Below are 23,660 nucleotides of genomic sequence, written 5' to 3' on the forward strand. Positions count from 1 at the left end.
GTTTATCATGGCTGTAGTCCGTAACCGATAGATTTGATTGGTACCATATATAGAATATACCAAGTATCCGTTGGGTGTGAGCGACAGACTAACAACATTATCGCCGACCTCTTCCGAAACCGATACGAAAGAAGTAAAATCAGAAGTATATTTTCGCACACCACCGCCCACCATGGAAACATAAAAATCCCCCTGCTTATCCTGACGTATCGAACTTGCAGAGTTCGGCAGCCCTGTTAACACAGGAGTTAGCGCTGCTCCATCATAGCGCGTAATGGACGGCCCCATCGCTATATACAGGTTATCGTCAGCACCGAAAGTCAAGCCGTAAGGAGATGGGCTTAATCCTGTCAATATATTTTCCTTTACTTTAGTGGTCTTGTGTACGCGATATATATTGTGACCATCATAATCTGCCACATAGATCCAGTCTTCATGGTCTGTCAGGGATACTGCTCCGGTAGCATGAGTCACGAAAACCTCTTCGGGGCTATCCGGGTCGGCAAGGGAGATACGGGTGATACTGTATGCCGCATTGCCAAGACGAGGGATATACAGGTACCCATCGACAATATGGAGTGCAAAGATATCGCCGCCATAAGAAGATGATTTCCAAAGCGTTGTTGTACCATCCGGTGCGATCTTATAGATCTCCGTACCATAAGGAGTAGCCGCATACGTATTTCCTTGATCATCACCAGCTACCCCTTTGATAACTTTTCCCGGAGGAATTGCTCCAAATAGTTCTGCCTGAGTTTGGTCATTCTGGTAGAAATCCAACCAGTCAGGCGACACTTCGGGAGATAAAGTGGTGGGCAGGGCCTCCGTCCCGGTAGTTGTCACGCTGTAATTATAGAACTGCCCATAAGGTACCGTCAACGTTGGCGTGCTCGTGAATTCGGGCGCCGTGCCGCCGATAGCCTGAAGCTCGTAGGCACCCATATCGATCACACCCCCATCGTCATATTTATAGACCCGAGCGTTGTCTGCTAAGTCTTTGGTATTCACGCTTAAACCAGTGAACAAACTATTGTTCCCTGCATTCACTGCCGGACTGGGGACTGTTAGGCCATAATCACCACTTGAAGCATCGGTGAATAGTGGATCAGCATTCAAATTCTGGGTTCCTGCATATCCGCCCTGCACGATACTGTGACTTACCGTAACGGGGTCATTCTCGATTCCGCCGTTACTGTTTCCCCAGATAATACTGTTTTTGATGAGGAAACTACCTGATCCGTCGTTATGTATTGCCGCACGTGCAGATCCTGTAGTGTTCGCTGTAACGGTTACATTGATTAATTCCGGTGCAGATTCGGTGTACATATTAAAAAAAGCACCACCAAATGCACTGGCATCATTATGATGAAGGATTGAATTAACTATTTTCGGGTTGGAACGGCTATTCCAAATACCCCCTCCCAACGTCGCCCAATTAGCGGAGATTTCCGCAAACTCAATAACAGGGTCAGAAGAACTAATAGCAATTCCAGCACCGTATGAACCGTTGTTCCGCGTAATTTTCAAATGCCGCAGCACGGGATCTGAGTCTTGAATAATGGATAGGCCTGCCCCATTATCCCGTTCTGCCGTATTGCCATTTACAGTAATATCTGTATTCGAATCTGCCTTTCCTCCACTGATGGTAAAACCATCCAAAACGGCTGTTCCGACAGCACCGGAACTGACCACAACGTGATAGGCGTTATTACCTATAATTGTGCCATCCGATTGGTCGTTATTATCAATATCTCCGCTCAGGATACTCGCATTAGTGGTTATACTTAAATTTCGGTCAGACAACTCGTCTTCTGTTCCTGCAAAACCACCATAGACTTTGACATTGTTGACCATCAAGAAGGTGTTATCCCTGCCCTCGTCTTCAAAATTAGCACCATCCCGAGGGCTGTACATCGGATTGTAAACTCCTCCTGCAACCCAGATCTCCTTGATATCGGTATTTGTTTTTGCCGCTTTCAAGGCATCTGCCAATTCGCCAACAGCATTATCCCAGTCATATCCCGATTCGCTGCCCGCGCCTCCTTTTTTTACATAGAGAACACCGTTGATATCGGGCTTGATCTGCCAGTAGTTGACCAATGTACCGTCCAATCCATTGGAACCGTGATCCTTAAAAACCCGAGCTACCGCATTGGAGCTATCCAGCACATCGGCATCCACCGGATAATACGCGATCAATCCCGGACTCGCTGGGCTAACAGTATAGTTCATATTGTCCTGAATCTGGACGGCTGTACGTGCCGTATTCCAAATCCGGATCTCGTCCATCTCACCTTTAAAATATTCACCTGAAAAACTAGCGGCGATCTCTGATATACCGATCTTCAGGTCTAGACCCGTTACTGCGGCGTTGAGAACATTGTCGGTATAACCAATCGATTGCCCATTGATAAATATCTGGGTATTTGACGGTGTCATCACAAAAGCCACATGATACCAGGTGTTGTTCGTAAACGTATAGTCTTGTGTCAAATACAGTCCCCCATTCCACAGTCCTATTTTATCTTTCGTTTTCTCCATATGGAAACTAAATCGTGTCTGTCCGGGAGTACGCATGGATATAATACAAGGATTTTGAGAAATGCTTTCCCAATTTGGCTTCAGCCACATTTCTATGGTACCTGTTGTGAAGTCGAACGCAGTATGATGTGGCACGGTTACGTATTGGTCGATCCCGTCGAAACTTAATGTATTGATTGGAGGAGAAGATGCTAAACCCGGTGCAGGATCTTGAACTACACTACGAAGATATGGGTAGGAAATGTACTCCCCTTCTTTGATATCCCATGTCGATGTAAAATTCCAATCGTCATAGTTCGATTTGTTTTTCATTTGGGCAGTGGTGAGACCTGTCCCCCAGTTTCTGGTAACCGTCCCACTCACCTCATTATCCCAATATACCGCAGTAATCGTCCCAGAAACACGATTTGCTACTGTTGCGCTCGTTAGAGCGTTTATCGCGGAAGATACCTGCGCGGCAGCGTAGCTATATTGTAATGTTGCACTACTCACCATAGATCCGACAATCCCTCCTACCCTGTCTGTGCCAGTTCCTGTACTGGTAGCGTCACCAATAGCATATACGTTAGTTAGGGTACCGCCTGACAAGTAACCGGCAATTAACCCCAGATCGTTGTCAGCAGTCACACTACCATTGACATACACATTACGGATGGTACCATAGCTTCTGCCCGCTATAGCTCCCGTGTTACTGCCTCCGTTCAAAATGCTTACCTGATTCATCCCCAGGTTTTCTACAATGGCGACGGCGCTTATTGCGCCGAACAAACCGACATAGGTCTGGTTCGTATTTATGGTCAGATCGTTAATTTCGTGTCCATTGCCATCAAAAGTAGCCGAAAAAAGGTGACTATTGTCGCCAATCGGCAACCAGCCTGCATTACTATTGGCTGCAGCACCGGCATAAGTAGCATAACCCGGACTATTTTTATCCAATGTATGCACCAACTGATAATAGGAGGTTAAGCCGAGACGTAAATTATTTAGCTGCCCCCATGTGCCAATCTTGTAGGGGTCGATGGCATCTCCGGTACCTCCTGCAAATGTCTCCATGAGCCCTTCATCTCCGTAGCTGGTACCTTCGCTGTTCGTAGCGTAAGCACGGTAATAATAGGTCGTCCCTGAGGTCAGACCAGTTACATTTACCGTAAATGTACCAATACCGGCTGCTGCGGCAGCAACCTGTGTGCCAGTGCCGCCAGTAAAACCTTCTGTAGTGCTGTATTCAATTCCCCGTTCAGTGACCGTTGCGCCACCATCTGCGGTGACATTGCCGGCTACAATTACGCTGGTAGCGGTAATGGCAGAAGGTGCCGTGGTGGTGACCGTGGGAGCATCAACAGAAGCTTCCGCTGATCCAACTTTTATATTATTAATACTATGATTAGTGAGCGATTGATCGCCTACGTATCCACCCGCAGATATGTACATTCTTACTTCATCAACATTTGAAAATGTCGACGGAAGGGTTACCGTGATAGGGTCGTAATCCGCATCGTACCCCTGAAACGTTGTTGAAACCACTTCAATCCCGTTACGATACCCTTTTATGGTGTTTGTAAAAGGAGAACTTTCTCCCCAATTGTAATATCGAAATGAAATAAGTTTAAATTCGCTGCCGTCCGCTGATTTTATTAATGTACCCTTGGATCCTGATTGATCTGTCAAAGGTGAAGCAGGATTAATTTCAGTAGTCAATCCAGAATAGCTGCCGTCATTACTATATAGAAAGTTATTGTCTTTCCATGTTAAAGTATTTAGCTTTGTCCCTGTTATATCCGAAATATCATAGATTTCGATATCAATATCAGAGATAGCAGTAGATCCACCGTCACCATCATTAGCAATAAAGTCTCCCAAACCACTTGTACTAGAAAAAGTTAACGTAGGATTAGTACTCAGTTGTGCTACGGCACTCTGCACGCCCAGTATCATGCACACCAAGATGGCACATACATTCAAATAGTTTTTCATATTATTGGTTTTCACATTTAGCCCCGGTTTGGAGTATTCATATTTAACAACCACCCCACACTAAAGTAGAAGCGGTTGGCCAAAAATACATATTTTCAACTAAAAGTGAAATATTTTTTACTCTTACCTTATCGTGCCCAGCATGCGCGCTAAGCTGTCTTTCCAATGTGGGACATCTACGCCGAAGGTGGCTTTTATCTTGGCCTTATCGAGTAAGGAGTATCGAGGCCGCTTGGCGGCTGTAGGATAGGCTGTTGTGGGAATAGGCTTGATGGTGCAGTCGAGGTTTTTGCTATCCCGGATGGCTACGGCAAAGTCATACCAGGAAGTTTCGCCTTCGTTGGAATAATGGTATATGCCCGGCACCCATTGCTTGCCATCGATGATATCTACAATAGCTTGTGCCAGATCTTTGGCATAAGTGGGAGAACCGATCTGATCGTTGATAACCGCGATTTCGTCACGCTCCGTCATCAGGCGTAACATGGTCTTAACGAAGTTTTTTCCATAGGTGGAATATACCCAGGATGTGCGGATGATAATGGCATCGGGACACCATTTCTGGATGGTCTGTTCGCCTTTTAATTTTGTAAAACCGTACGTATTAATCGGTGCTACCGGCGCTTCTTCCCCCAAGGGTACGGAGGCCTCCCCATTAAAGACATAGTCGGTGGAAATGGCCAACAGCTTGCAGCCGTTCAAGCGGCAGTATTGGGCAATTTCTTCGGAAGCAAGATGGTTGACCCTATCGGCAAGCTCGGCCTCACTCTCGGCCTGATCGACAGCCGTATAGGCACCGGCATGGATAATCACATCGGGCTGATACATGCCTAATATATCGGTAATGATCATCGTCTGGTCCAACGGCAGTTGTCTTCTATCGAGAAAAAAACAGGTTTTGTCACCATCGCTTGACAATATGTCGCGCAGTTCGGAACCTAATTGACCGCTGGCACCGGTGATGAGGATGGTTTGCATAGTCTACAGTAAGGTGGATTCGGCCTGCTCGAGTTCTTCGTACAGGTGTTTCACATCTTGCGCGTGCTGCTTGTGTACCACCAGAATGGCATCATCAGCATGGACGAGAATAGCGTCGGACAGACCGATGAAGGCGACGTATTTGTCGGTACCGATAGCCATATTGCCGGCGGTATCCACGGGGTGCCCTTTGGTCCGCAGATAGTCGTATAGGGAATCGTAGGCGCCCATATCCGACCAGATGAAATTGGACGGTACCACCTTAATCCGCTCGCTGCGCTCCATCACCGCGTAATCGATGCTTTTTGCGGGTATCTTTGAGGAGAGTTCGGCGGAAAGCACACCGTTGTCGGCGGCTTCAAAGGCTTCTTTGGCTGCCCGGAAAACCCGGGGTTCGAAGCGAAATAGCTCTTCCAAGTATATGGAGGCTTTGAAGCAGAAAATACCGGAGTTCCACAGGAAATTTCCTTTTTTCAGGAATTCTTTGGCGGTATCGAGATTAGGTTTTTCACGGAAAGAAAGAACATCATTGTCCTGGTGTTCGATATAGCCGTAGCCTGTCTCGGGGCGTGTAGGCTGAATACCGAACGTGGCCAGAAAGCCTTCTTCGGCGTATTGTATGCCTTGCTTTAAGCTTTGTTCGTACTTCTGCTGATCTTCGATCAGATGGTCGGAAGGAGAAACAATCAGGATATCGTCGGGGTCACAGGCGAAAGCTGCAAATGCAATGGCGGCAGCGGTATTTCGGGGCACAGCTTCGACAATGGTACGGCTGTTTTCGACAGGCAGATAATCTTTGGCCTGATCGACGTTCTGTATGCTCCCTACCATAATACATTGCGTCGCTACATTTTGGTTGCGCTGTACGGTGAGCTCAAAAAGGGATTTCCCTTCAAAAATTGGGAGGTACTGCTTGGGCATGGCTTTGCGTGACAAGGGCCACAACCTCGACCCAATTCCTCCGGACAATATAACATTGACAATGTTTCCCATAGTATTTCTTAAATCTCTTCGTTCATTTCAACGACAGTAACTGGCACTTCGTCTTGCTTTAAATAGAGTAAGGCGCTTCCCCGTGCATCGGATAGTGCGTCGTGATGATCCAACTGTATACCCATGATGGCACAGCAAATGCTGAGCTTAGTTTTGGGAAATCCTTTGCCGCGATACAGCTGGCTGGTACACTCCCATTTTTCGGGCAGATGGAGCTGCTTATAGTTGAGACCATAATGGTTCATGGTCTTTTGTAAAACTGACCGATCGAAGGCCTCATTGTGGGCGACCATCTTTTGCCCTTCCAATAAACGTTGTAAGGTTGGAAAAAGTTCGGCAAATGTCGGCGCATGCAGCGTGTCCTTCGGCTTGATGCCGTGCACACGTGTCGTCTGCCACATGTATTTGTTCTCCGGTGGTCGCACTAAAGAATAGTATTCGTTGACGATAATGCCGTCCTGGACATTTACAATCCCCACCGAGCAGACACTGCTATACGCTGCTGTGGCCAACTCAAAATCAATCGCCGTAAATGTATGCATGCACAAAAGTAAACAATTAAAGCTGACTATTCAACGCTACAGCACTGATCTGGTTCATCGGAATAAAATCGGCCATAACGCGCAGGCTTTCATCAAGGATGAAATCGAAATCAAGCTTGGGCTGGGGTTCTCCTTCTTTCCACAGGGGTTTACCGTGAAGAGCAAGCACCTTATTGACACGTTCTCTGTTTTTAATTTTCTGCTCGTCACGTTCTTTTTTCAGCTTAACCTGGTTTAAGGTCGCCTTGGGAATGGAGTCAATTTTGCTAAACTCCTGTATGTCTTCCATCAGGTAATTGTACTCGGGTGATTTCTCCATCCGCGTCTGGTGCATTTCATTCAATAGCTTCGTTGTTTCGTTGAGGTCGGCAAGCTTTTGGAAAGAGGCACTCTGAATCTGATCCCAAGGTAGGGCGGCAGGCTCGGAACTTTCGCCAAATTTCTCCGCACTGTATTGGGTCGGGAAAGATACATCTGCAGACACGCCTTTGTGCTGGGTGCTGCTACCGGTAATCCGATAAAACTTACCCATGGTAATATTGATCTGACCAAATTCGGGTGCACCCACAGGGATAGCTTCACCTTCACCTCCTGCAGCTTTCAGCAACAGGCGATTCGTCGGACTGATAAAGCGGGACATATCGACGGCAGACTGTACGGTACCTTTTCCATAGGTCGTCGAACCCATGACAATACCACGGCCATAGTCTTGTATGGCACCGGCAAAAATCTCAGAGGCCGACGCAGAGAAACGGTTGATAATGACACCGAAAGGTCCGGTCCACTTGGCACCGCTGGCTTGGTCTTTTTCGACTTCGACCCTATCGTCGACGTTGCGCACCTGCACCACGGGACCTTTATCGATAAAAAGACCGGTGAGCTCAATCGCTTCCTGTAAAGATCCTCCGCCATTGTTGCGCAAGTCCAGCACAACGGCGTCAACTTTCTCCTGATTTAAGGAGTCCAGGATAAGGCGTACGTCGCGGGTGGTACTCTTATAGTTGGGGTCGCGTTTGCGGTAGGCCTCAAAGTCGATGTAAAATTTCGGCAGGGTAATCACACCTATGCGATAGGTCTTGCCATCGTCACCAATGACGGTCTTGACCTGCCGCTGGGCGGATTCTTCTTCCAGCACGATCTTATCGCGGGTCAACGAGACAATGACGGGCTGGGCGGTAATATCTTGTCCGGCAGGAAGGATCTTCAAACGAACGACGGTACCTTTTGGGCCTTTGATCTTGGTGACGGCGGCATCAAGGCGCCAGCCTATGATATCTTCAAACTCGCTGTCACCCTGTGCTACGCCGATAATGCGGTCGTCGATGTGGAGGCTTTTATCGCGAAAGGCGGGTCCGCCGGCGATAATCTCCTTGATGGTGACCATCTCGTTTTCCATCTGAAGGCGCGCCCCGATACCCTGAAAGGTGTTGGACATGCCTTCATTGAAGGCCTGTGCGAATGATGGATTGTAATACGTGGTATGGGGGTCTACCGCATCGGTGTAAGCTGACATAATCAGCTGAAAGGCATCGTTGGAATTTGTCTTTTTGGCCTGTGACAGCAGGTTGTTATACCGCTTTTTCAGCGTTTCCTTGTGTTTCTCTTCATCGGCTGCAGGGTCGGAACTGGCCAGCCGCAGACTGAGCAGATCAAATTTGACGCGTCGCCGCCATTGGTCTTTAAGTTCTGCTTCGTTCGCAAACCAGTCGAGCTTTTCCCGGAAGTTGGTATAGGTCTCATCTACCGTAAAATCATGGGGAGCATCGACCTGCGTTAAAGCGTATTCCATGCACGACAAATAACGCTCGGTATAGACATTGAAGATATGAAACGCTGCGGATAAATCGCCTTTTTTCATATCCTGACTGATAATATCGCGGTATTGCTGCAAGGCGTCGATATCGGATTGAAGCAGGTAAATTCTACCTTGATCGACTGTCTTGATCAGATTGTCAAAAACAAGATGGGATAGGGAGTCACTGGCAGGTACTTTCTTGTAGCTGTAGTTTTCGAGTAAATTGACGACTTCCTTCGCAATCACTTCATGCTGCAGCGTCGGCTTTAGCTGTATCCCCCCTTCATCAATTTGTACCCGCGGCTTGGAACCACAGGCAATTACTGAAATCAATGCTAAACAAAAAACTAAATTTCTAAACATATATGCTGTCCTGTTAAAAATCATATACAAACGTACCACTTTGGTCTCTTATCTTTCTTTTTTAAATATTCTCAAAAGCTAAAATACTAAAAAAAGTGGTGCTTTGGGTATTAGATTGTCAGGATGGAGGAAAATTAATTTTGGAGGTGTAACAATTTTATTACTTTTTTCTCTCAAAAAAGTAACCAAAAAAGTCGCTGCTTAAAACTTTGGACTGTATGGATAGTGCCTCCCACTGCTATTGTCCAAATTTTTTAGGCAGCATTTTATTTAGCTTGTACGGATTCTGCTTTTTTCTCAAATCTAACTAATCACTTGTATTTCTGCTTTTTTATTGCGTGACTCTATAACCTTGTAACTGTATAACTTTGTAAACCATTTAACCCTACACTACACATATTTAAATATAACACGTCGGTAGAAAAATGGCATAGGACTGTACAGCGTTAAGAAAACATCCGAGTGCCCGTATAAAACAGATCGAAAAAATGGAGCAACGCGGAATGGCTCCGAGCTGTTTAGGGCAAAAGGACTGTTTTTAGCGTCGTACCGTCCAAGCCTTGACTTTTTTTGCTTCTTTTTTTGGTCAAGCAAAAAAAGAAGGGAAGCGATGCTCCATCGCAATACCCTATTCAACGTACACGGGCGACGACGTCCCAGGTGTCGGTAATGGAGTGGTCTTGCACGACTTGAAGTTTATCGTATAGGGCAACGGTGGGGCAGATGTGTATGGGCAGCGCATACAACACGTCGCCGACTTGAAAGGTATGATCTTCACTGGCGTGGAGCACGAGGTGTTCTTCGCTTTGGCTTACGGGTGTTAATTGGGGGGCGTTCAGGAAGTGTACGCGGTGGTCTAAGGGATTTTCAGCAGCAATGGCTTTATAGCCGAGATCGACACAGATATGGGTGGCTGTGGGGAGGGAAATGACGCGGGTGAGCAAAACGGCGGCAGGCAAAAATGCTTGCTCGGGCAAGGTTTCGCCGTAGCCTTTATCCCACAGGACAAAGGTTCCGGGGCTGCATTCGACCTCGGGATATTGGGCATAAATGGGAAAGGAAGGTGAGCCGCCAATAACGATTTGGGGCTTGTAAAAACCTTCTTTTTGCAGTTTGTCGACTAATGTTGCAATAGGTTCGAAATTACGGTCGCATATTGCTTTCCGCTTTTGGATATCGATCTCGCGGACATGTCCATCGTAGGCATGAAAGCCTCGTATTTCCAACCCTTTCATGGTCTGGCAAAGCCGGTATAGGTTCAGCGTAGCTTCTCCAGGAGCAATGCCGGTACGGCCCATACCGATATTGAGGTCGATATATACAGGTATACGGATCTGCTCTTGCAGGGCTATAGCGGACAATGCAGCTGCGGCTTGACTATTATCAACGAGGGTCGCATAGGTGGTCTGAGGGTATTTTTGGATCAATGCTACAAAGCGTTGCATCTTTGGCCCTTGCAGGGGATAGGCAAGCAGTACATCGGGTGCCCGGCATGCACCGAGCATGTCCGCCTCAGCGATGGTGGCGCATTTGAATTTATGGATTCCGGCGTTTAACAGAAGCCGCGTGATTTCTTTGGTTTTATGTGTTTTGACATGGGGGCGCAGTCTATCGGGATTGTCGATCATGCTTTTTAGCTTGTCGATATTATATTGAATACGGTCGGGGTATATCAACAGTGCCGGTGAATCGATGATATCTGTTGTTTTTAATTCGTACCAGTTCATATTTCTATTTTTTACTTTATTCCGTCTGTCTTTTTCCTCTATTTCTTGTCTCTCTACTCCTTTTTCCTTTTATCCTTATTCTTTATTCCTTCTTCTCTACTCCTTATCTCTCTTTTTTCATCGCTCGAGCCGCGAAGGGGCTCTTTTACTTTTTTTTCCGCAAAAAAAGTAACAAAAAAACTCGCTGCTTAAACCTTTTGGCTGTAGGGATAGTGCATCCCACTGCTGTTGCCAAAAGCTTTGAGGCAGCATTTATTGTATTTGTGCGGATATTGCTTATCTTTCTTGTTTCTTATCTCCTTATTCTTCTCTTGCTTCCTGTTATCCGCGACCCGTTGAGGCGACACTTTAATTATTTGTACGGACTCTGCTTCTTAAATCTCAAATCTCAATTATCCTACGCCGGTAGAAAACGGCCTAGGACTGTACAGCGTTAAGAAAACATCCGAGTGCCCGTATAAAACAGATCGAAAAAATGGAGCAAAGCGTAATGGCTCCGATCTGTTTAGGGCAAAAGGACTGTTTTTAGCGTCGTACCGTCCAAGCCTTGACTTTTTGCTTCTTTTTTGTCAAGAAAAAAGAAGGGAAGCGATGCCCCATCGCAATCTAAAGCGCCTGTCGTAAAAACCGCAGCCAGTTGCCGTGAAAGATGTTATCGATGTCTTCGGACGTATAGCCTCTTTGGGACAGAAGGTGATCAAACTTTTGTAGATCGGCAATGGAATCCATATCCCAAGGGGATTGTTCGGTGCCGAATATACCGTCGAGGTCGCTTCCGATACCGATATGTAACGCGTTGCCGGCGATCTGGCATATATGGTCCCAATGATCGATCAGTCGCTCTAACCGAATATCGAGCTGCCAAGGGTCGGAAACCGTGTCGATAAAACGGATATCCATAGCCCAACAGTCTAACATACCGCCAATAACTGCCCCTCTGTCGACTAACTGTCTGATCTGGGCGTCGGTCAGCTGCCGCTGATTGGGAACAAGCGCCCGCACGTTGTGATGGCTGGCCCAAATGGGGCCTTCGTACAGCTCGAGTGCCTGATTGAATCCATCATCGGTGAGGTGTGTCACATCCAATATCATATTCAGCTCGCCCATGATCTTCATCAGTTCCAATCCTTCAGGATGAATACGTCCTGCCGTTTTGGTGCCGTCGGCATACCGCCCCCGGCCAAAGTGCGACGGTCCCAACGCCCGTAATCCATAGCGGTGTGCCTCGTACAGATAGTCGGAGCTGACCAACGAGTCGGCACCTTCGAGGCTCAGGATATAACCAATAGGCTTTTCCGCATCAGCGATATCCGCATTGTCCCACAAAGCAATATGTGCATCCAAGCCGTTGCGGTCTCTAATCTGAACCATCTCCCCTTGCTTTTCCATCTCCCTGTACCAGGACAATTGTGCCTGTGTCATCGCCCAGGCCTGCTGGGGTGAATTCCAGCCCGTCAATGCACTATTGAACGGGTTCACACGAGCGAGCTGTGTCGCTACGACGAGTCCTATTTTACCCTTACGCAATTCAGGCAAGCATACCGTACCCTTCCCACGGTCGGGCTTGTCCTGCATATTCCGCTCGCGAAGACGGATTTCTTCCAACGGAGCCGACAGATCGCGGTTCCATTCGATGGCATTCATCGCCAGGTCGAGGTGGGCGTCAATAATCAAGCGGCTCATGAGGATATTTCGTAATGAGTTGTTGTATTTCGTGGCTAAACTCTTTAAAAATGGTATGCCAATGGGCCTTTTCTTCCGGAGAATAGTGATAAAATCCCGCTCCCACATCCATGCCTACAGCTCCGCTATGCTTCTTTTCGAGCAGGGTATCAGGAAGACTATCCATACACGACAATTCCCGGTTAAGATCTTCCATGACCATGCCATAAGCATATGTCCCCATCAGGTCCATATATCGGAAATTGCCTGCAAAGGGCAAATAATAGCCGGCATCATTGCGGCAGGCTCGGTCTACGCTTTCGATGGACGCATATCCTTCTTCGACCAAATGTAATCCTTCCCGAACGAGAGCGGCAAGCATCCTTGCTCGGGTACTGAATCCGCTCTTTACAACATAGGGGTCTTTGCCCCAACCTTCCCTTGCCTGATACAGCAAGGCATCCAGGCTATCCGGATGGCTGACCGCATTGGCCACAATCTCGGCAAAAAAGGTCCGATGCACTGGATAGGTCCAGTTGAGACCAAATATGTTGGACGGGTTATGGCTATGTGCCTGTAGCTCTTCCAGATGAATAGCGTCCATATTGGTGGCGATGATCGGCTTGGCAGAGGCACTTTCTTCGACGCGGCGGATCAGGTCGGCTTTGACCTCCACCTGATCGGCCGTAACGAGAATGACCAATTTCTGTGTCATAACAGCCGGCCAGTCGGTCTGGACCTGCAAGGTCTTGTATCCCAACCCGATTTCTTCATAGATAGCCTGCTCGGCCTGCTGTCGATCTGCCGTCAGCAACAGCACCTCATGTCCCGAAACCAATAAGCTGCTCGCCACACTATAGCCTAAGCGATCCTGTCCGATTACCATAATCGGACCGGCTATTCCCTTCTTGCTTTTCCTCGTATCTGTCTGCATTTTTTTTAAATGGATTGAAGTACCTCGGCACTGACAGCAATGGCATGGTCTATCTCCTCCTCGGTATGTACAGCACTGATATACCATAGTCCGCGGCCGATAACCCGCACGCCCTTGTCGTGCATCCCGGCAATAAAATTTTTCAGCTTTGTCTTATCCGTCTGTAAGGTGTCCCGGTAGTTTTTGATTTCCGGGAGCGCCGTAAACGAAGTGTTCAACATCGGCCCCGGCCCCTGCACGAGCAGGTCTTGTCCGGCTTTCTTTGCCGCCGCACGAAGCCCTTCCATCAACCGGTTTCCCAAGCGGAACATGCGATTGTAGGTATCCGGATCTTGTTCGAGCACGTGGATTGTCGCCAGCGCTGCAGCCACGGTAGGGTTGCTCGTATTCATGGTGCCGGCATGGATAACCCGTGCTGACGCAATTTCTTCCATCCATTCCCTTTTGCCGACAATAGCACTGATGGGATACCCGCTGGCGATGGCTTTTGCAAAGATGGCCAGGTCAGGCTTAATGTTATAATACTGTTGCGCACCACCCAGCCCCAAACGAAATCCCGTGATTACTTCATCGAAAATCAGGGCAATGCCATAGCGGTCACAGATCGCACGTAACCCTTGCAGGAAACCTTCCTGGGGAACGATACAGCCATTATTACACATCACCGGTTCGGTGATAATGGCCGCCAGCTCGGTATGCCTTGTAGCGACGACTTTTTCTACCAATGCGAGATCATTCCACGGCAGGGTGATAAAATCCTCTTTGCTATGGGGTGATAGTCCTTGTGACCAGGCATATACATTCGGGTTTTCGGCATCCCCCAAGGCTTCCACCGAAGGGGTGCTGATACCCCAGGCTACGTTGTCGAGCCAGCCGTGGTAATGGCCTTCAAAGCGGAGGAACTTCTGCTTTCCGGTTTTGGAACGGGCCACACGAAATGCCGTTTGTACGGCTTCCGATCCATCCAGACAAAAGCGCATCAGTTCCGCCGAAGGGATCAATTGCGCCAATTTCTCTGCCAGCTCGACTTCCTGGATATGCTGCCCGGCAAACAGTTGCCCCTGACGGGAATAGCTATCGACTGCATCCAGCACCTGCGGGTGTGAATGGCCGACGATCAACGGGCCTTGGCTTAAGGTAAAATCCAGATAGGCATTGCCATCGACATCATAGACCTTGCTCCCTTCGCCATGGGTATAAAAGATGGCGTGGGGATGATTATATTTCCGAAACTCGGAAGACACCCCGCCTGCCAAAACGGCTTTGGCCCGGGCCAGAAGTGCTTCAGATTTTTGATAGCTTATTTTCTTCATAATAGGGTATCGCTTCTATAAGTTGTTGTTCACTATACTTGGAAGCCAGTTCATAAATGTCTTTGTTGAATCGTGCAAAGGCTTCCTCCCACGCTTTTGCCTGCTCTTCGTTATAGGTATACAGCCCACGGCGATTGTGTACCCCTTTTGCATCTTCGGCAACCATGCGGCTCATCTGCCGGGGTACGTCGGATCGGTTGGAGAGTTCCTTCAAGAGGCGTTCGAATGATGTAATATAGTCTCCAAATCCCATAAAGTCCATCCGTCGGAAGACACCCATCAATGTCACCCAAGAGCCGACATCGTAGCGGAAGACCTTATCGGCATCGGCTAATGTCGTGTCGCCGTTCTCCACCAACGTCAACGCCTCCCGATAGACCGCATACATCAACCGGTTGGTGATGAATCCACGGATATCTTTCCGCAGGAGTGTCGGCTCCTTACCCCAGCTTTTTCCGAGCTGTACAACCTGCTCGGCGATGCCAAGATCGGTTGCGGTACCACAGGTGACTTCCATAAAGCGCGTCATATAGGCCGGTTCGGCCCAATGCACCCCCACAAAGCGATGCGGTGCAGGCACAAATTCCTGCAATTCGCTAATGGGTATGGCCGAGGTGTTGGATGCAATAATGGCGTCGTCGGCCACGTGTGCAGCAATCTTTTGGTACACCATTTTTTTTATCGCCTTGTCTTCGATAACGCATTCTTGCACAAAGTGGCAGGCAGCGATCTCATTGTAGTCCTCCGTCACGCGAAGGCGCTGTACATAATGGTTTAAGCCCTTCACCAGCAGACCGGAAGCTTCCGCATGCCGCAACAGATCCACAATATGCTGGAGCGCCGGTTCTTTCTCGCCAGGAACGGGGGCCAAAGCAATAACCGGATGGCCGGATGCCAGCAAAGACACCACGATACTGCTCCCCATAAGCCCTAATCCCACTACGGCCACAGGCATGTTTGGCCTTGCATTATTCATAGGCGGCAGGAAGCTTTACGATGCAATCAATTTCGACACAGATACCCTCGGCCAATACCGATTGCACCGTAGTCCGTGCAGGCTTTATACCCGCAAAATAGGTGGCATATATATGATTGAATCGATCGAAATCGCTAATATTTGACAAATGTACGGTGCTTTTGACGACGTCATCCATGGTGGCCCCTGCTGCCTCGATAATGGCTTTGATATTATCCATCGTGCGTGCTGTCTCTTCTTCGATTGTACCTAAGATAAAAGTTGATGTCTTGAAGTCTACGGATGCCTGCCCACTGATAAAAAGAAATCCGCCTGCTATAACACCGTCGGAATATGCGCCGGTCACGAAAGCGGCATCTCGGTCGGGATGTATAATTTTCTGCTTACTCATGTGTAATTTATTTGATTTATCTCGTGTATAGCAAAGGTACATGCACCGCTCGAGTAGGTCTATTACATTTGTTCCTAATTATAGTACTATTTTTCAGGGGGCTAAAGCGTATTGCGATTTGAGATTCGCTACTAAAAAACTTTTCGTAAGTTTGATGTTGGAAACTATGAGAGGATTGGTCACAAAATCTACGGGCAGCTGGTATCAGGTACAGGGGGAGGACGGCAACAACTATGAATGCCGTATCAAGGGGAAATTTCGTACGAAAGGTATAAAAACGACCAACCCCATTGCGGTGGGTGATTGGGTACATTTTGACTGGGAAGAAGATGAGGAAAGTGCAGTCATTCACACCCTTGAGCCTCGTCGGAACTATATTATCCGAAAGTCGGTCAATCTTTCCAAACAGACGCAAATCCTGGGAGCGAATCTGGATCAGGCACTATTGGTGGTTACGTTAGCTTCACCTCCGACTTCCCTCGGCTTTATCGATCGTTTTCTGGTGACCGCGGAGGCTTATGGTATCCCGGTCATTCTGGTGTTTAACAAATTGGATCTCTTTCACGAAGATGGCTTGAAAATTCTGGATGAATACATCGCTATATATGAAAACATCGGCTACCGTTGCCTTGCTGTATCAGCGCTTGAAAAGACGAATATGGAGACTTTGCAAGGGCTGCTCAAAGACAAAATCTCCTTGGTGTCCGGCCATTCAGGTGTAGGCAAATCGACCTTTATCAATGCACTGATCCCCGGCTCGGAGCTCCGCACGGGAGATATATCGTCCTGGTCGGACCGGGGGAAACATACAACGACTTTTGCCGAGATGATCGATTTGCCTTTCGGTGGCAAGCTGATCGACACACCCGGCATCCGGGAGCTGGGCGTTGTGGACATCGAGAAAAACGAACTGTCACATTTTTTTCCCGAAATGCGAGCCTTGCTGAATACGTGCCGGTTTAACAATTGCCGACATATCAACGAGCCAGGTTGCCGTGTACTTGCTGCGGTGGAGGAAGGGCTGATCGAACCCTCCCGATACGAGAGCTATCTGAGCATTTACGCGAACGAAGATAACCGGGGATAATCTGCCTTTATCCGATGTTTACACCAAATTGACCGGATGCCCTTCCAAAAATGCTTTAAAATTATCGACGACCGTTGCCATGAGGCGAACCCTCGATTCGTGTGTTGCCCAGGCGATATGCGGGGTAATCAAACAGTTCTTTGCGGTAAACAAGGGGTGATCTGCCACGGGAGGTTCTTTCTCCAAAACATCAAGTCCAGCCGCCCGGATCTTTCCGGCATTCAGAGCATCTGCTAAGTCCTGTGCATGTACCAAGCCTCCTCTCGAGGTATTAATCAGCACTGCGGATGACTTCATTTGTGCCAATGACCTGCGGTCGATCATATTCGCTGTTGCTTCGGTTAAAGGGCAATGTAAAGTGACGACATCGGCTTCGGTGAATAATTCGTCCAACGAGACCCAGCGGAAGTTTTGCCGATGGGACTGATCGGTCTGGGTGCGACTAAATGCCAATACCTCCATACCAAAAGCGCTTGCGACATCAGCGACCTTCTGTCCGATGGACCCTAATCCGATGATTCCTAATTTCTTCCCGGACAGTTCCACTAGGGGGTAATCCCAAAAACAAAAGTCCGGACTCGATGACCATTTTCCTTTTTTTACGGCATCGCTATGGCGCTGTGTCCGAAAGCAAAGTTCCAACAACAGGGAGAATGTCAGCTGAACGACAGAGGTGGTGCTGTACCCGGGCACATTGGTGACGACAATGTCTCTTTCTTTTGCCCGATCAAGAGCAATAATATTATAGCCTGTGGCCATGACACCAATATATTTGAGCTGGGGTAAGGCATCTATGACCTGCCGGCTTATCGGCACTTTATTGGTCAATAGCGCGTCGGCCCCTTCTCCCTGCTCGATGACCTGCGCTTCGTCGGTGCGATCATGGATGACCACATCACCAAGCGCATGCAGCGCAGCCCAATCGAGATCACCGGGATTCATCGCATATCCATCTAATATCACTATCTTCATTCGTTTATTGCCCATAATTTTTGTGCTTTTATCTACTGAATAGGGTAAAAATACGGATTTTATTGCTTTCCTTGTCTCCCGACATGGAATAATGAAGTTTTTATCTTGAATCATAGCAGGATACTAGAATTTCGCTTAACTTGCAATTGCCTTACTAAATAAGTATACCAAGATGCCGTTTAATGATGATGATAAATTACTGATCGAGCAAATAAAAGATAAAGACGAGCGCGCTTTTGAGCTATTTTACAACAAATATAGTGGCAAGGTTTATAACTTCGTATTATCTATTACCTACAATCCTGATCTCGCCGAAGATATCACGCAAAACTGCTTTTTGACAATATGGGAAAAGGCAAAACACATCGATGGGGATAAAAATATAAAAAATTATGTATTTACGATAGCCCGGAATTTTGCATTTAAAGAGCTAAAGAAACAGTTATTGACGCATGAGTTTACAGATGCCGATGATCGGGAGTTTGACGATTATATCCTTGAAAAGCTAAATGTGAAATATCTGGAAGCACATATCAATAAATTGCTGGAGACCCTACCCGTTATCGCACAAAATATTTACCGTCTCCGAAAAGAAAAGGGCTGGTCTTCCAAAGAAATTGCGGAGCGCTTAAATCTATCCGAGCGATCGGTAGAAGCGCATCTCTACCGCACATTCAAACATCTACGGTCCAATCTAAAGGATTATTTTATTTTGCTGCTGATTGGAGCAAACCTCTAAATGTTAAATTATGTTAAAAAGCGCTTATCTTGTGCGTATTTTTTCTCTCACAAAGCTATAAAGTACAGTGCGTATGGATGACAGATATTATATCGAATTATTGGAGAGGTTTCGTTTGGGCTTAGCGACAAAAGAGGAAACTGATCAGCTCAAGGCGTGGATTACCCACCCGGAGGCGAAAGAAATCTGCTATTCCCATTTTCAGAAAAAGTGGGAAGAAGCATCACCGGTGATGAACACACAACAGCAAGTATCTATGTTAACGCAGATCATGGACAAAATAGGTGCCAACGAAGAGCCTATCCGGGATATATCAACCAAAAGATCACCGCGAATACGCTGGGGTTCTTATACCGCCGCGGCATCTATTATATTGTTGATTGGCATAGGCGTATTCTTCTGGGTAAAGAACTATCGTCATGCAATGCTTGGGAAGGGCATTGTTACGATTGCCGCCGATAACGGGCAAAAATCGCATGTGATGTTGGCGGATGGAACGCGGGTGTACATCAATTCTGATTCCCGAATATCGTATGACGAATCGTACAACAAGAAAGAAAGAACGATAATCCTCGAAGGCGAGGCTTATTTTGAAGTAGCCAAAGATGCCAAAAAAGCGTTTGTTGTAAAGGCAAATGGAATAAATGTAGAAGCGTTAGGAACGAGTTTTAATGTGAAAGCGTATGCACAGGATGAGTCGGTATCAGTCATACTGATTGAAGGTAAAGTAAAAGTTAACGATAGTAAAAATGAAGAGATCCTGCATCCTTACGAAAGGCTTGATTATAAACAAAGCGATAAGCGTTTTACCAAAACTGAGCTTCATCCGAATGCCAATTACTTGCTATGGCGAAGTAAAGAGCTCATGTTCCAAGGCGAATCACTTGAGGAAATCTGTAAGACGCTACATCGCATTTATAATATCGACTTCATTTTCAAAACAGAAGATGCAAAAAGGTATACCTATCGGGGAATTATAAAAAACAGCAGTTTGGATAATGTGATGGAATTTATAAGCCGAACGGCTCCCATCAAATATAGAATGTTGTCAGACAGTACGATCGTAATAGAATAAATCGAGAACTAATATTAAAAAAAGATGTGATGAGAAAACCTTAAAAGAAATAAAAAAATACGGAATCATCCCTGAGAAAGCTGATCCCGTAATCTTTGTAATTAAAGTAATTGAAGAAGTGTACAAGCCTATTAGCCGTTGTTATTACTTAACGCGGGCTATTTTTATACGCTTTCTCCAATCGTAAAGTTAATAAAAATCTAACACCAAATCTAAATACATGAAAAATCAAATCATACGATGTATTTGTATCGGCTCTTTCATGCTGTTTTTCTATGGGAATACTTTTGCCCAAATCACTTTATCCGTTAAAAATAAAGCTATCCGGCAGATCATTCCAGAAATCGAAAAGCAAAGTGGCTATAATCTGTTTTATAGTAATGCATTGTCTGGGCTGAATATTGTAAAGGATCTTTCCGTCGACAACAAATCGATAAAGGAAACTTTAGACCTCCTGTTCCAGGCTACGGACATTGCCTATCAAATGAAAGAAAATAAGCAAATATTACTTGTGCTGAAAACACAAAATTCAGCCCTGCAGTCTGAAAATGCACAGCAGCGACAGCAGGTCTCGGGTATTGTCAAAGATCATTCGAACACGCCGGTCGTGGGAGCCAGCGTCGCCATCAAGGGGACAACAGCAGGCACCTTTACGAATCCTAAGGGTGAATTTTCCTTAAATATCGCTAAGGGACAGATACTCCAGATATCTTATGTAGGCTTTATCACGCAAGAAATAATCATCAGGGATAACCGTCCGCTAGCTGTAACGCTGGTTGCGAACGATCGAGTATTGGACGATATCGTCGTGGTGGGGTACAGCACGCGGTCAAGAGAGAAACTGATAAGCTCAGTGAGTACGATAAATAATGCCGAGCTCGTGAAAACGACCACGCCTAACTTAGAAAATGCCCTTACCGGGCGCGTATCCGGCGTATTTTCCCGCCAATCGAGCGGAGAGCCGGGTTCGGATGCCGCTAACTTGCAAATTCGAGGCTTTGGCGCTGCACTTGTTGTGGTAGATGGCATTCCCGGAAGAAATTATAGCCAGCTTGATCCTTCCGAAATCGAATCGATTTCGGTATTGAAAGACGCATCGGCTGCCGCGGTGTATGGTATGCAAGGTGCGAACGGAGTGATATTGGTCACGACGAAACGGGGCTCAAAACAGAAAAAGACAAGTATCGATATCAGTACACGTTATGGGCTGCAGATTCCACACAACTACCCGGAGGTCACGAATGCAGCAACATGGCAACGCTTGGTAAACGAATACAATGCCAACATGAAGTTGATAAACGATAAGAATGCAATCATCAACGACAGCGAACTGATGATTCGGGATTTTCCTAATGAAACAAACTGGTACGACGAAATGATCCAAAATGCGCCTATCTCGCAATCAAACATCAACTTGTCGGGCGGGTCGGACAAAATGGCTTATTTCTTTTCTGTCGGTTTCTTGCAACAGGAAGGTATATGGTCGACAAACTCGACATCGAAAAAACGGGTCAATCTGCGTAGTAATCTGGATATAGATGTGTCGGACGACCTTAGCCTATCTATGGGAGTGGGGGCTTTTCTCGACAATCTGGATTACCCGGGCCGTGGTGCCGCAGAAATCGCGCGAAGCCTAAAAAATACGGCTCCGAATATCCCGGTACGGTGGGATGCTTATCCAGATTATTATGCGTTCGGCGGAGAGGGAACGGACAATCCGATGGCGATGGCGGACGACGCAACATCGGGGTACAACCGACATCGCAGAAAAAACCTGAATGTGGATTTGGGACTCAAATATGATATACCTTTTGTTGATGGGCTTTCGTTGAAAGCGAATATCGGCTATACGGCAGAGGACGCCTGGAATAAAAATTGGTATATGAATATCATCTATGCAGGCTATAGGGTCGATGCAGACGAATATTATCAGAGTGCCTCTGCTTCTAACACCAATAAAGCCAGCCTTTCGCTCAGCGATGGAAACAATTGGAACTTAACCGGACAAGGATTCATAAACTATTTAAATTCCTTCGGGCAGCATAATCTCAATTCAGGGCTGGTTTTTGAATTCTCTCAAGCGCAAAATAAATCGACGATAACATCCCGGGGAGAGTTTCCATCGACAATATTGGATATGTTGGCGGGGGGACTGAATAACAAGCAGGTATCGAATAGTGAGGGGCTGCGGGAGTACCGTTCGGCATCTGTCATCGGTCGCTTTTCTTATGACTATGCCGCTAAATATTTTGTTGACTTCAATGCTAGATATGACGGTGCTCAATATTTTGCAGATAAATGGGGCTTATTCCCGTCTGCTGCTGTAGGATGGATGTTGACAAAAGAGGACTTCATGACGTCCTTAAAACCGATAATCAGCGAATTAAAAATCCGGGCATCCTGGGGGCAGCTTGGGGATTTATCCGCTGCTAAAAGTTATTATGATTCGTATGAGCAATACTATTTTCAGAGCGGGTACCGATATCCCGGAGAAATCATCAATTTTGGTGACCGGGCCATATACGGATTGACTCCTACGGTCAATGCCAACACGGCGTTCACCTGGTCGAAGTCGACGATGGTTAACCTAGGGATTGACTTTAAATTATGGAATGGATTATTAGGGGGTTCGGCCGAAGTATTCCGCCGCAATCGTTCCGGTCTTCCTGCACAAAAAGCGAACGACAATGCAGGAGCCTTAGCTACCTGGTACAACCTGAACAATGATAACACGCGTGGATTTGAAATAACGCTGAACCACCATAATAAGTTTCGGACGCTGGATTACTTCGTCGGTGGAAATATCTCTTGGTCCCGCACACAAAACGGGCATTTGGAGCATGGGCAATTTACAAGCGGCTATCAACAATGGAAATGGTATAACGGAAACCAATGGAATAATGTGCGATGGGGATTAAATCAGGTGGGGCAGTACCAGTCTTATGATGAAATCGCCAATGCCCCTATGCACAATAATTCGAATAATAATGCAGTGATATTGCCGGGCGACCTTAAATATGAAGATTGGAATGGCGACGGCTATATAGACGACAACGATATGCGCCCTATCGGTCGTACATCCTACCCGGAGCTCGTGTTTGGTATTAATATGGGCGCTGCATGGAAGGGCTTCGACATCAATCTGTTTTGGCAAGGGGGTGCATTATCGAACTTCCAGATCAGTGCATTTGATATGGATGCTTTCGAGGAAGGAAAAACTTTCCGCAATGCATGGAATTACTTTAGTGACCGTTGGTATAAAGCCGATTATACAGATCCTAATGCGGTTTGGATTCCGGGATACTTCCCAGCTATACGCGACATGAATGCCCAAACGATCAACCGTCAGCCCTCTAATTATTGGATGTGGAACGGTAATTATATCCGATTAAAAAACATTGAATTGGGCTACACGTTTCCGAAGAGTATCATCGGATCTAGGATAAAACAGCTGCGTGTATATGGTAATCTTTATAATTTCCTAACATTCTCATCGCAGAAATATTTTGATCCTGAACAAGCGGAAACCATCTTGTCGTTTGCCTCCTATCCGCAGATAAAATCCTTCAACGCAGGTGTTAATCTAAAATTTTAAAGT

Annotated in this window: 16 protein-coding genes; 4 read left to right on the forward strand and 12 right to left on the reverse strand. The window is 46.8% G+C overall.

The window, feature by feature from the left end; genetic code table 11:
- The 11 genes from G5B30_RS14675 to G5B30_RS14725 all read right to left on the reverse strand — a co-directional run.
- Positions 1 to 4,515: LamG-like jellyroll fold domain-containing protein (locus tag G5B30_RS14675; RefSeq protein ID WP_317164351.1), on the reverse strand; the 4,515-nt coding region annotated here is incomplete at its 3' end.
- Positions 4,516 to 4,638: 123 nt separating this feature from the next.
- Positions 4,639 to 5,493 carry a dTDP-4-dehydrorhamnose reductase gene (gene rfbD / locus G5B30_RS14680; protein ID WP_165320758.1) on the reverse strand — a complete coding sequence of 285 codons (855 nt, stop codon included), beginning with the start codon at positions 5,491 to 5,493 and terminating at the stop codon, positions 4,639 to 4,641.
- A gap of 3 nt (positions 5,494 to 5,496) precedes the next feature.
- Positions 5,497 to 6,486 carry a mannose-1-phosphate guanylyltransferase gene (locus tag G5B30_RS14685; RefSeq protein WP_165320759.1) on the reverse strand — a complete coding sequence of 330 codons (990 nt, stop codon included), beginning with the start codon at positions 6,484 to 6,486 and terminating at the stop codon, positions 5,497 to 5,499.
- 8 nt (positions 6,487 to 6,494) lie between these two features.
- On the reverse strand, positions 6,495 to 7,028 hold the full coding sequence (locus tag G5B30_RS14690) for a 3'-5' exonuclease (protein WP_165320760.1): 534 nt from the start codon (positions 7,026 to 7,028) through the stop codon (positions 6,495 to 6,497).
- 16 nt (positions 7,029 to 7,044) lie between these two features.
- The gene (locus G5B30_RS14695) at positions 7,045 to 9,186 is read right to left on the reverse strand and encodes a carboxy terminal-processing peptidase (RefSeq protein ID WP_165320761.1); all 2,142 of its coding nucleotides are present in this window, start codon (positions 9,184 to 9,186) and stop codon (positions 7,045 to 7,047) included.
- A 632-nt stretch (positions 9,187 to 9,818) separates the two neighbouring features.
- Entirely contained in the window at positions 9,819 to 10,913 is a 1,095-nt protein-coding gene (locus G5B30_RS14700) for a D-TA family PLP-dependent enzyme (RefSeq protein WP_165320762.1), read from the reverse strand.
- A gap of 606 nt (positions 10,914 to 11,519) precedes the next feature.
- On the reverse strand, positions 11,520 to 12,596 hold the full coding sequence (locus G5B30_RS14705; protein WP_165320763.1) for a dipeptidase: 1,077 nt from the start codon (positions 12,594 to 12,596) through the stop codon (positions 11,520 to 11,522).
- Positions 12,577 to 13,509: a 3-hydroxyacyl-CoA dehydrogenase NAD-binding domain-containing protein gene (locus tag G5B30_RS14710; RefSeq protein ID WP_165320764.1), complete on the reverse strand. Its 933-nt coding sequence runs from the start codon at positions 13,507 to 13,509 to the stop codon at positions 12,577 to 12,579. Before G5B30_RS14710 ends, G5B30_RS14705 begins: the two co-directional genes overlap by 20 nt.
- 5 nt (positions 13,510 to 13,514) lie before the next feature.
- Entirely contained in the window at positions 13,515 to 14,822 is a 1,308-nt protein-coding gene (locus G5B30_RS14715) for an aspartate aminotransferase family protein (RefSeq protein ID WP_165320765.1), read from the reverse strand.
- Complete coding sequence (locus G5B30_RS14720; RefSeq protein WP_165320766.1) at positions 14,794 to 15,798, reverse strand: 3-hydroxyacyl-CoA dehydrogenase family protein; 1,005 nt, start codon at positions 15,796 to 15,798, stop codon at positions 14,794 to 14,796. The genes G5B30_RS14715 and G5B30_RS14720 overlap by 29 nt, the downstream gene beginning before the upstream one ends.
- A complete protein-coding gene (locus G5B30_RS14725; RefSeq protein ID WP_165320767.1) occupies positions 15,791 to 16,189 on the reverse strand; it encodes a RidA family protein in 399 nt (132 codons plus the stop codon). The genes G5B30_RS14720 and G5B30_RS14725 overlap by 8 nt, the downstream gene beginning before the upstream one ends.
- A 166-nt stretch (positions 16,190 to 16,355) precedes the next feature.
- Between G5B30_RS14725 and rsgA the strand changes: the two genes are divergently transcribed.
- On the forward strand, positions 16,356 to 17,276 hold the full coding sequence (gene rsgA, locus G5B30_RS14730; protein ID WP_165320768.1) for a ribosome small subunit-dependent GTPase A: 921 nt from the start codon (positions 16,356 to 16,358) through the stop codon (positions 17,274 to 17,276).
- A gap of 18 nt (positions 17,277 to 17,294) precedes the next feature.
- Here the strand turns inward: rsgA and G5B30_RS14735 are convergent, their stop codons facing one another.
- Positions 17,295 to 18,263: a D-2-hydroxyacid dehydrogenase gene (locus G5B30_RS14735; protein ID WP_206367150.1), complete on the reverse strand. Its 969-nt coding sequence runs from the start codon at positions 18,261 to 18,263 to the stop codon at positions 17,295 to 17,297.
- 157 nt (positions 18,264 to 18,420) lie between these two features.
- Between G5B30_RS14735 and G5B30_RS14740 the strand changes: the two genes are divergently transcribed.
- The 3 genes from G5B30_RS14740 (at position 18,421) to G5B30_RS14750 (ending at position 23,657) form a co-directional block, all read left to right on the forward strand.
- Positions 18,421 to 18,987: an RNA polymerase sigma factor gene (locus G5B30_RS14740; RefSeq protein WP_165320769.1), complete on the forward strand. Its 567-nt coding sequence runs from the start codon at positions 18,421 to 18,423 to the stop codon at positions 18,985 to 18,987.
- A gap of 73 nt (positions 18,988 to 19,060) precedes the next feature.
- Positions 19,061 to 20,062 (forward strand): FecR family protein, encoded by a 1,002-nt coding sequence (locus G5B30_RS14745; RefSeq protein ID WP_165320770.1) that lies wholly within the window; start codon positions 19,061 to 19,063, stop codon positions 20,060 to 20,062.
- A 220-nt stretch (positions 20,063 to 20,282) separates the two neighbouring features.
- Positions 20,283 to 23,657, forward strand: coding sequence for a TonB-dependent receptor (locus G5B30_RS14750; protein WP_165320771.1), 3,375 nt, complete (start codon positions 20,283 to 20,285; stop codon positions 23,655 to 23,657).
- Positions 23,658 to 23,660: the final 3 nt, after the last annotated feature.

The organism is Sphingobacterium sp. SGG-5, from assembly GCF_011043525.1.
GTDB lineage: Bacteria > Bacteroidota > Bacteroidia > Sphingobacteriales > Sphingobacteriaceae > Sphingobacterium.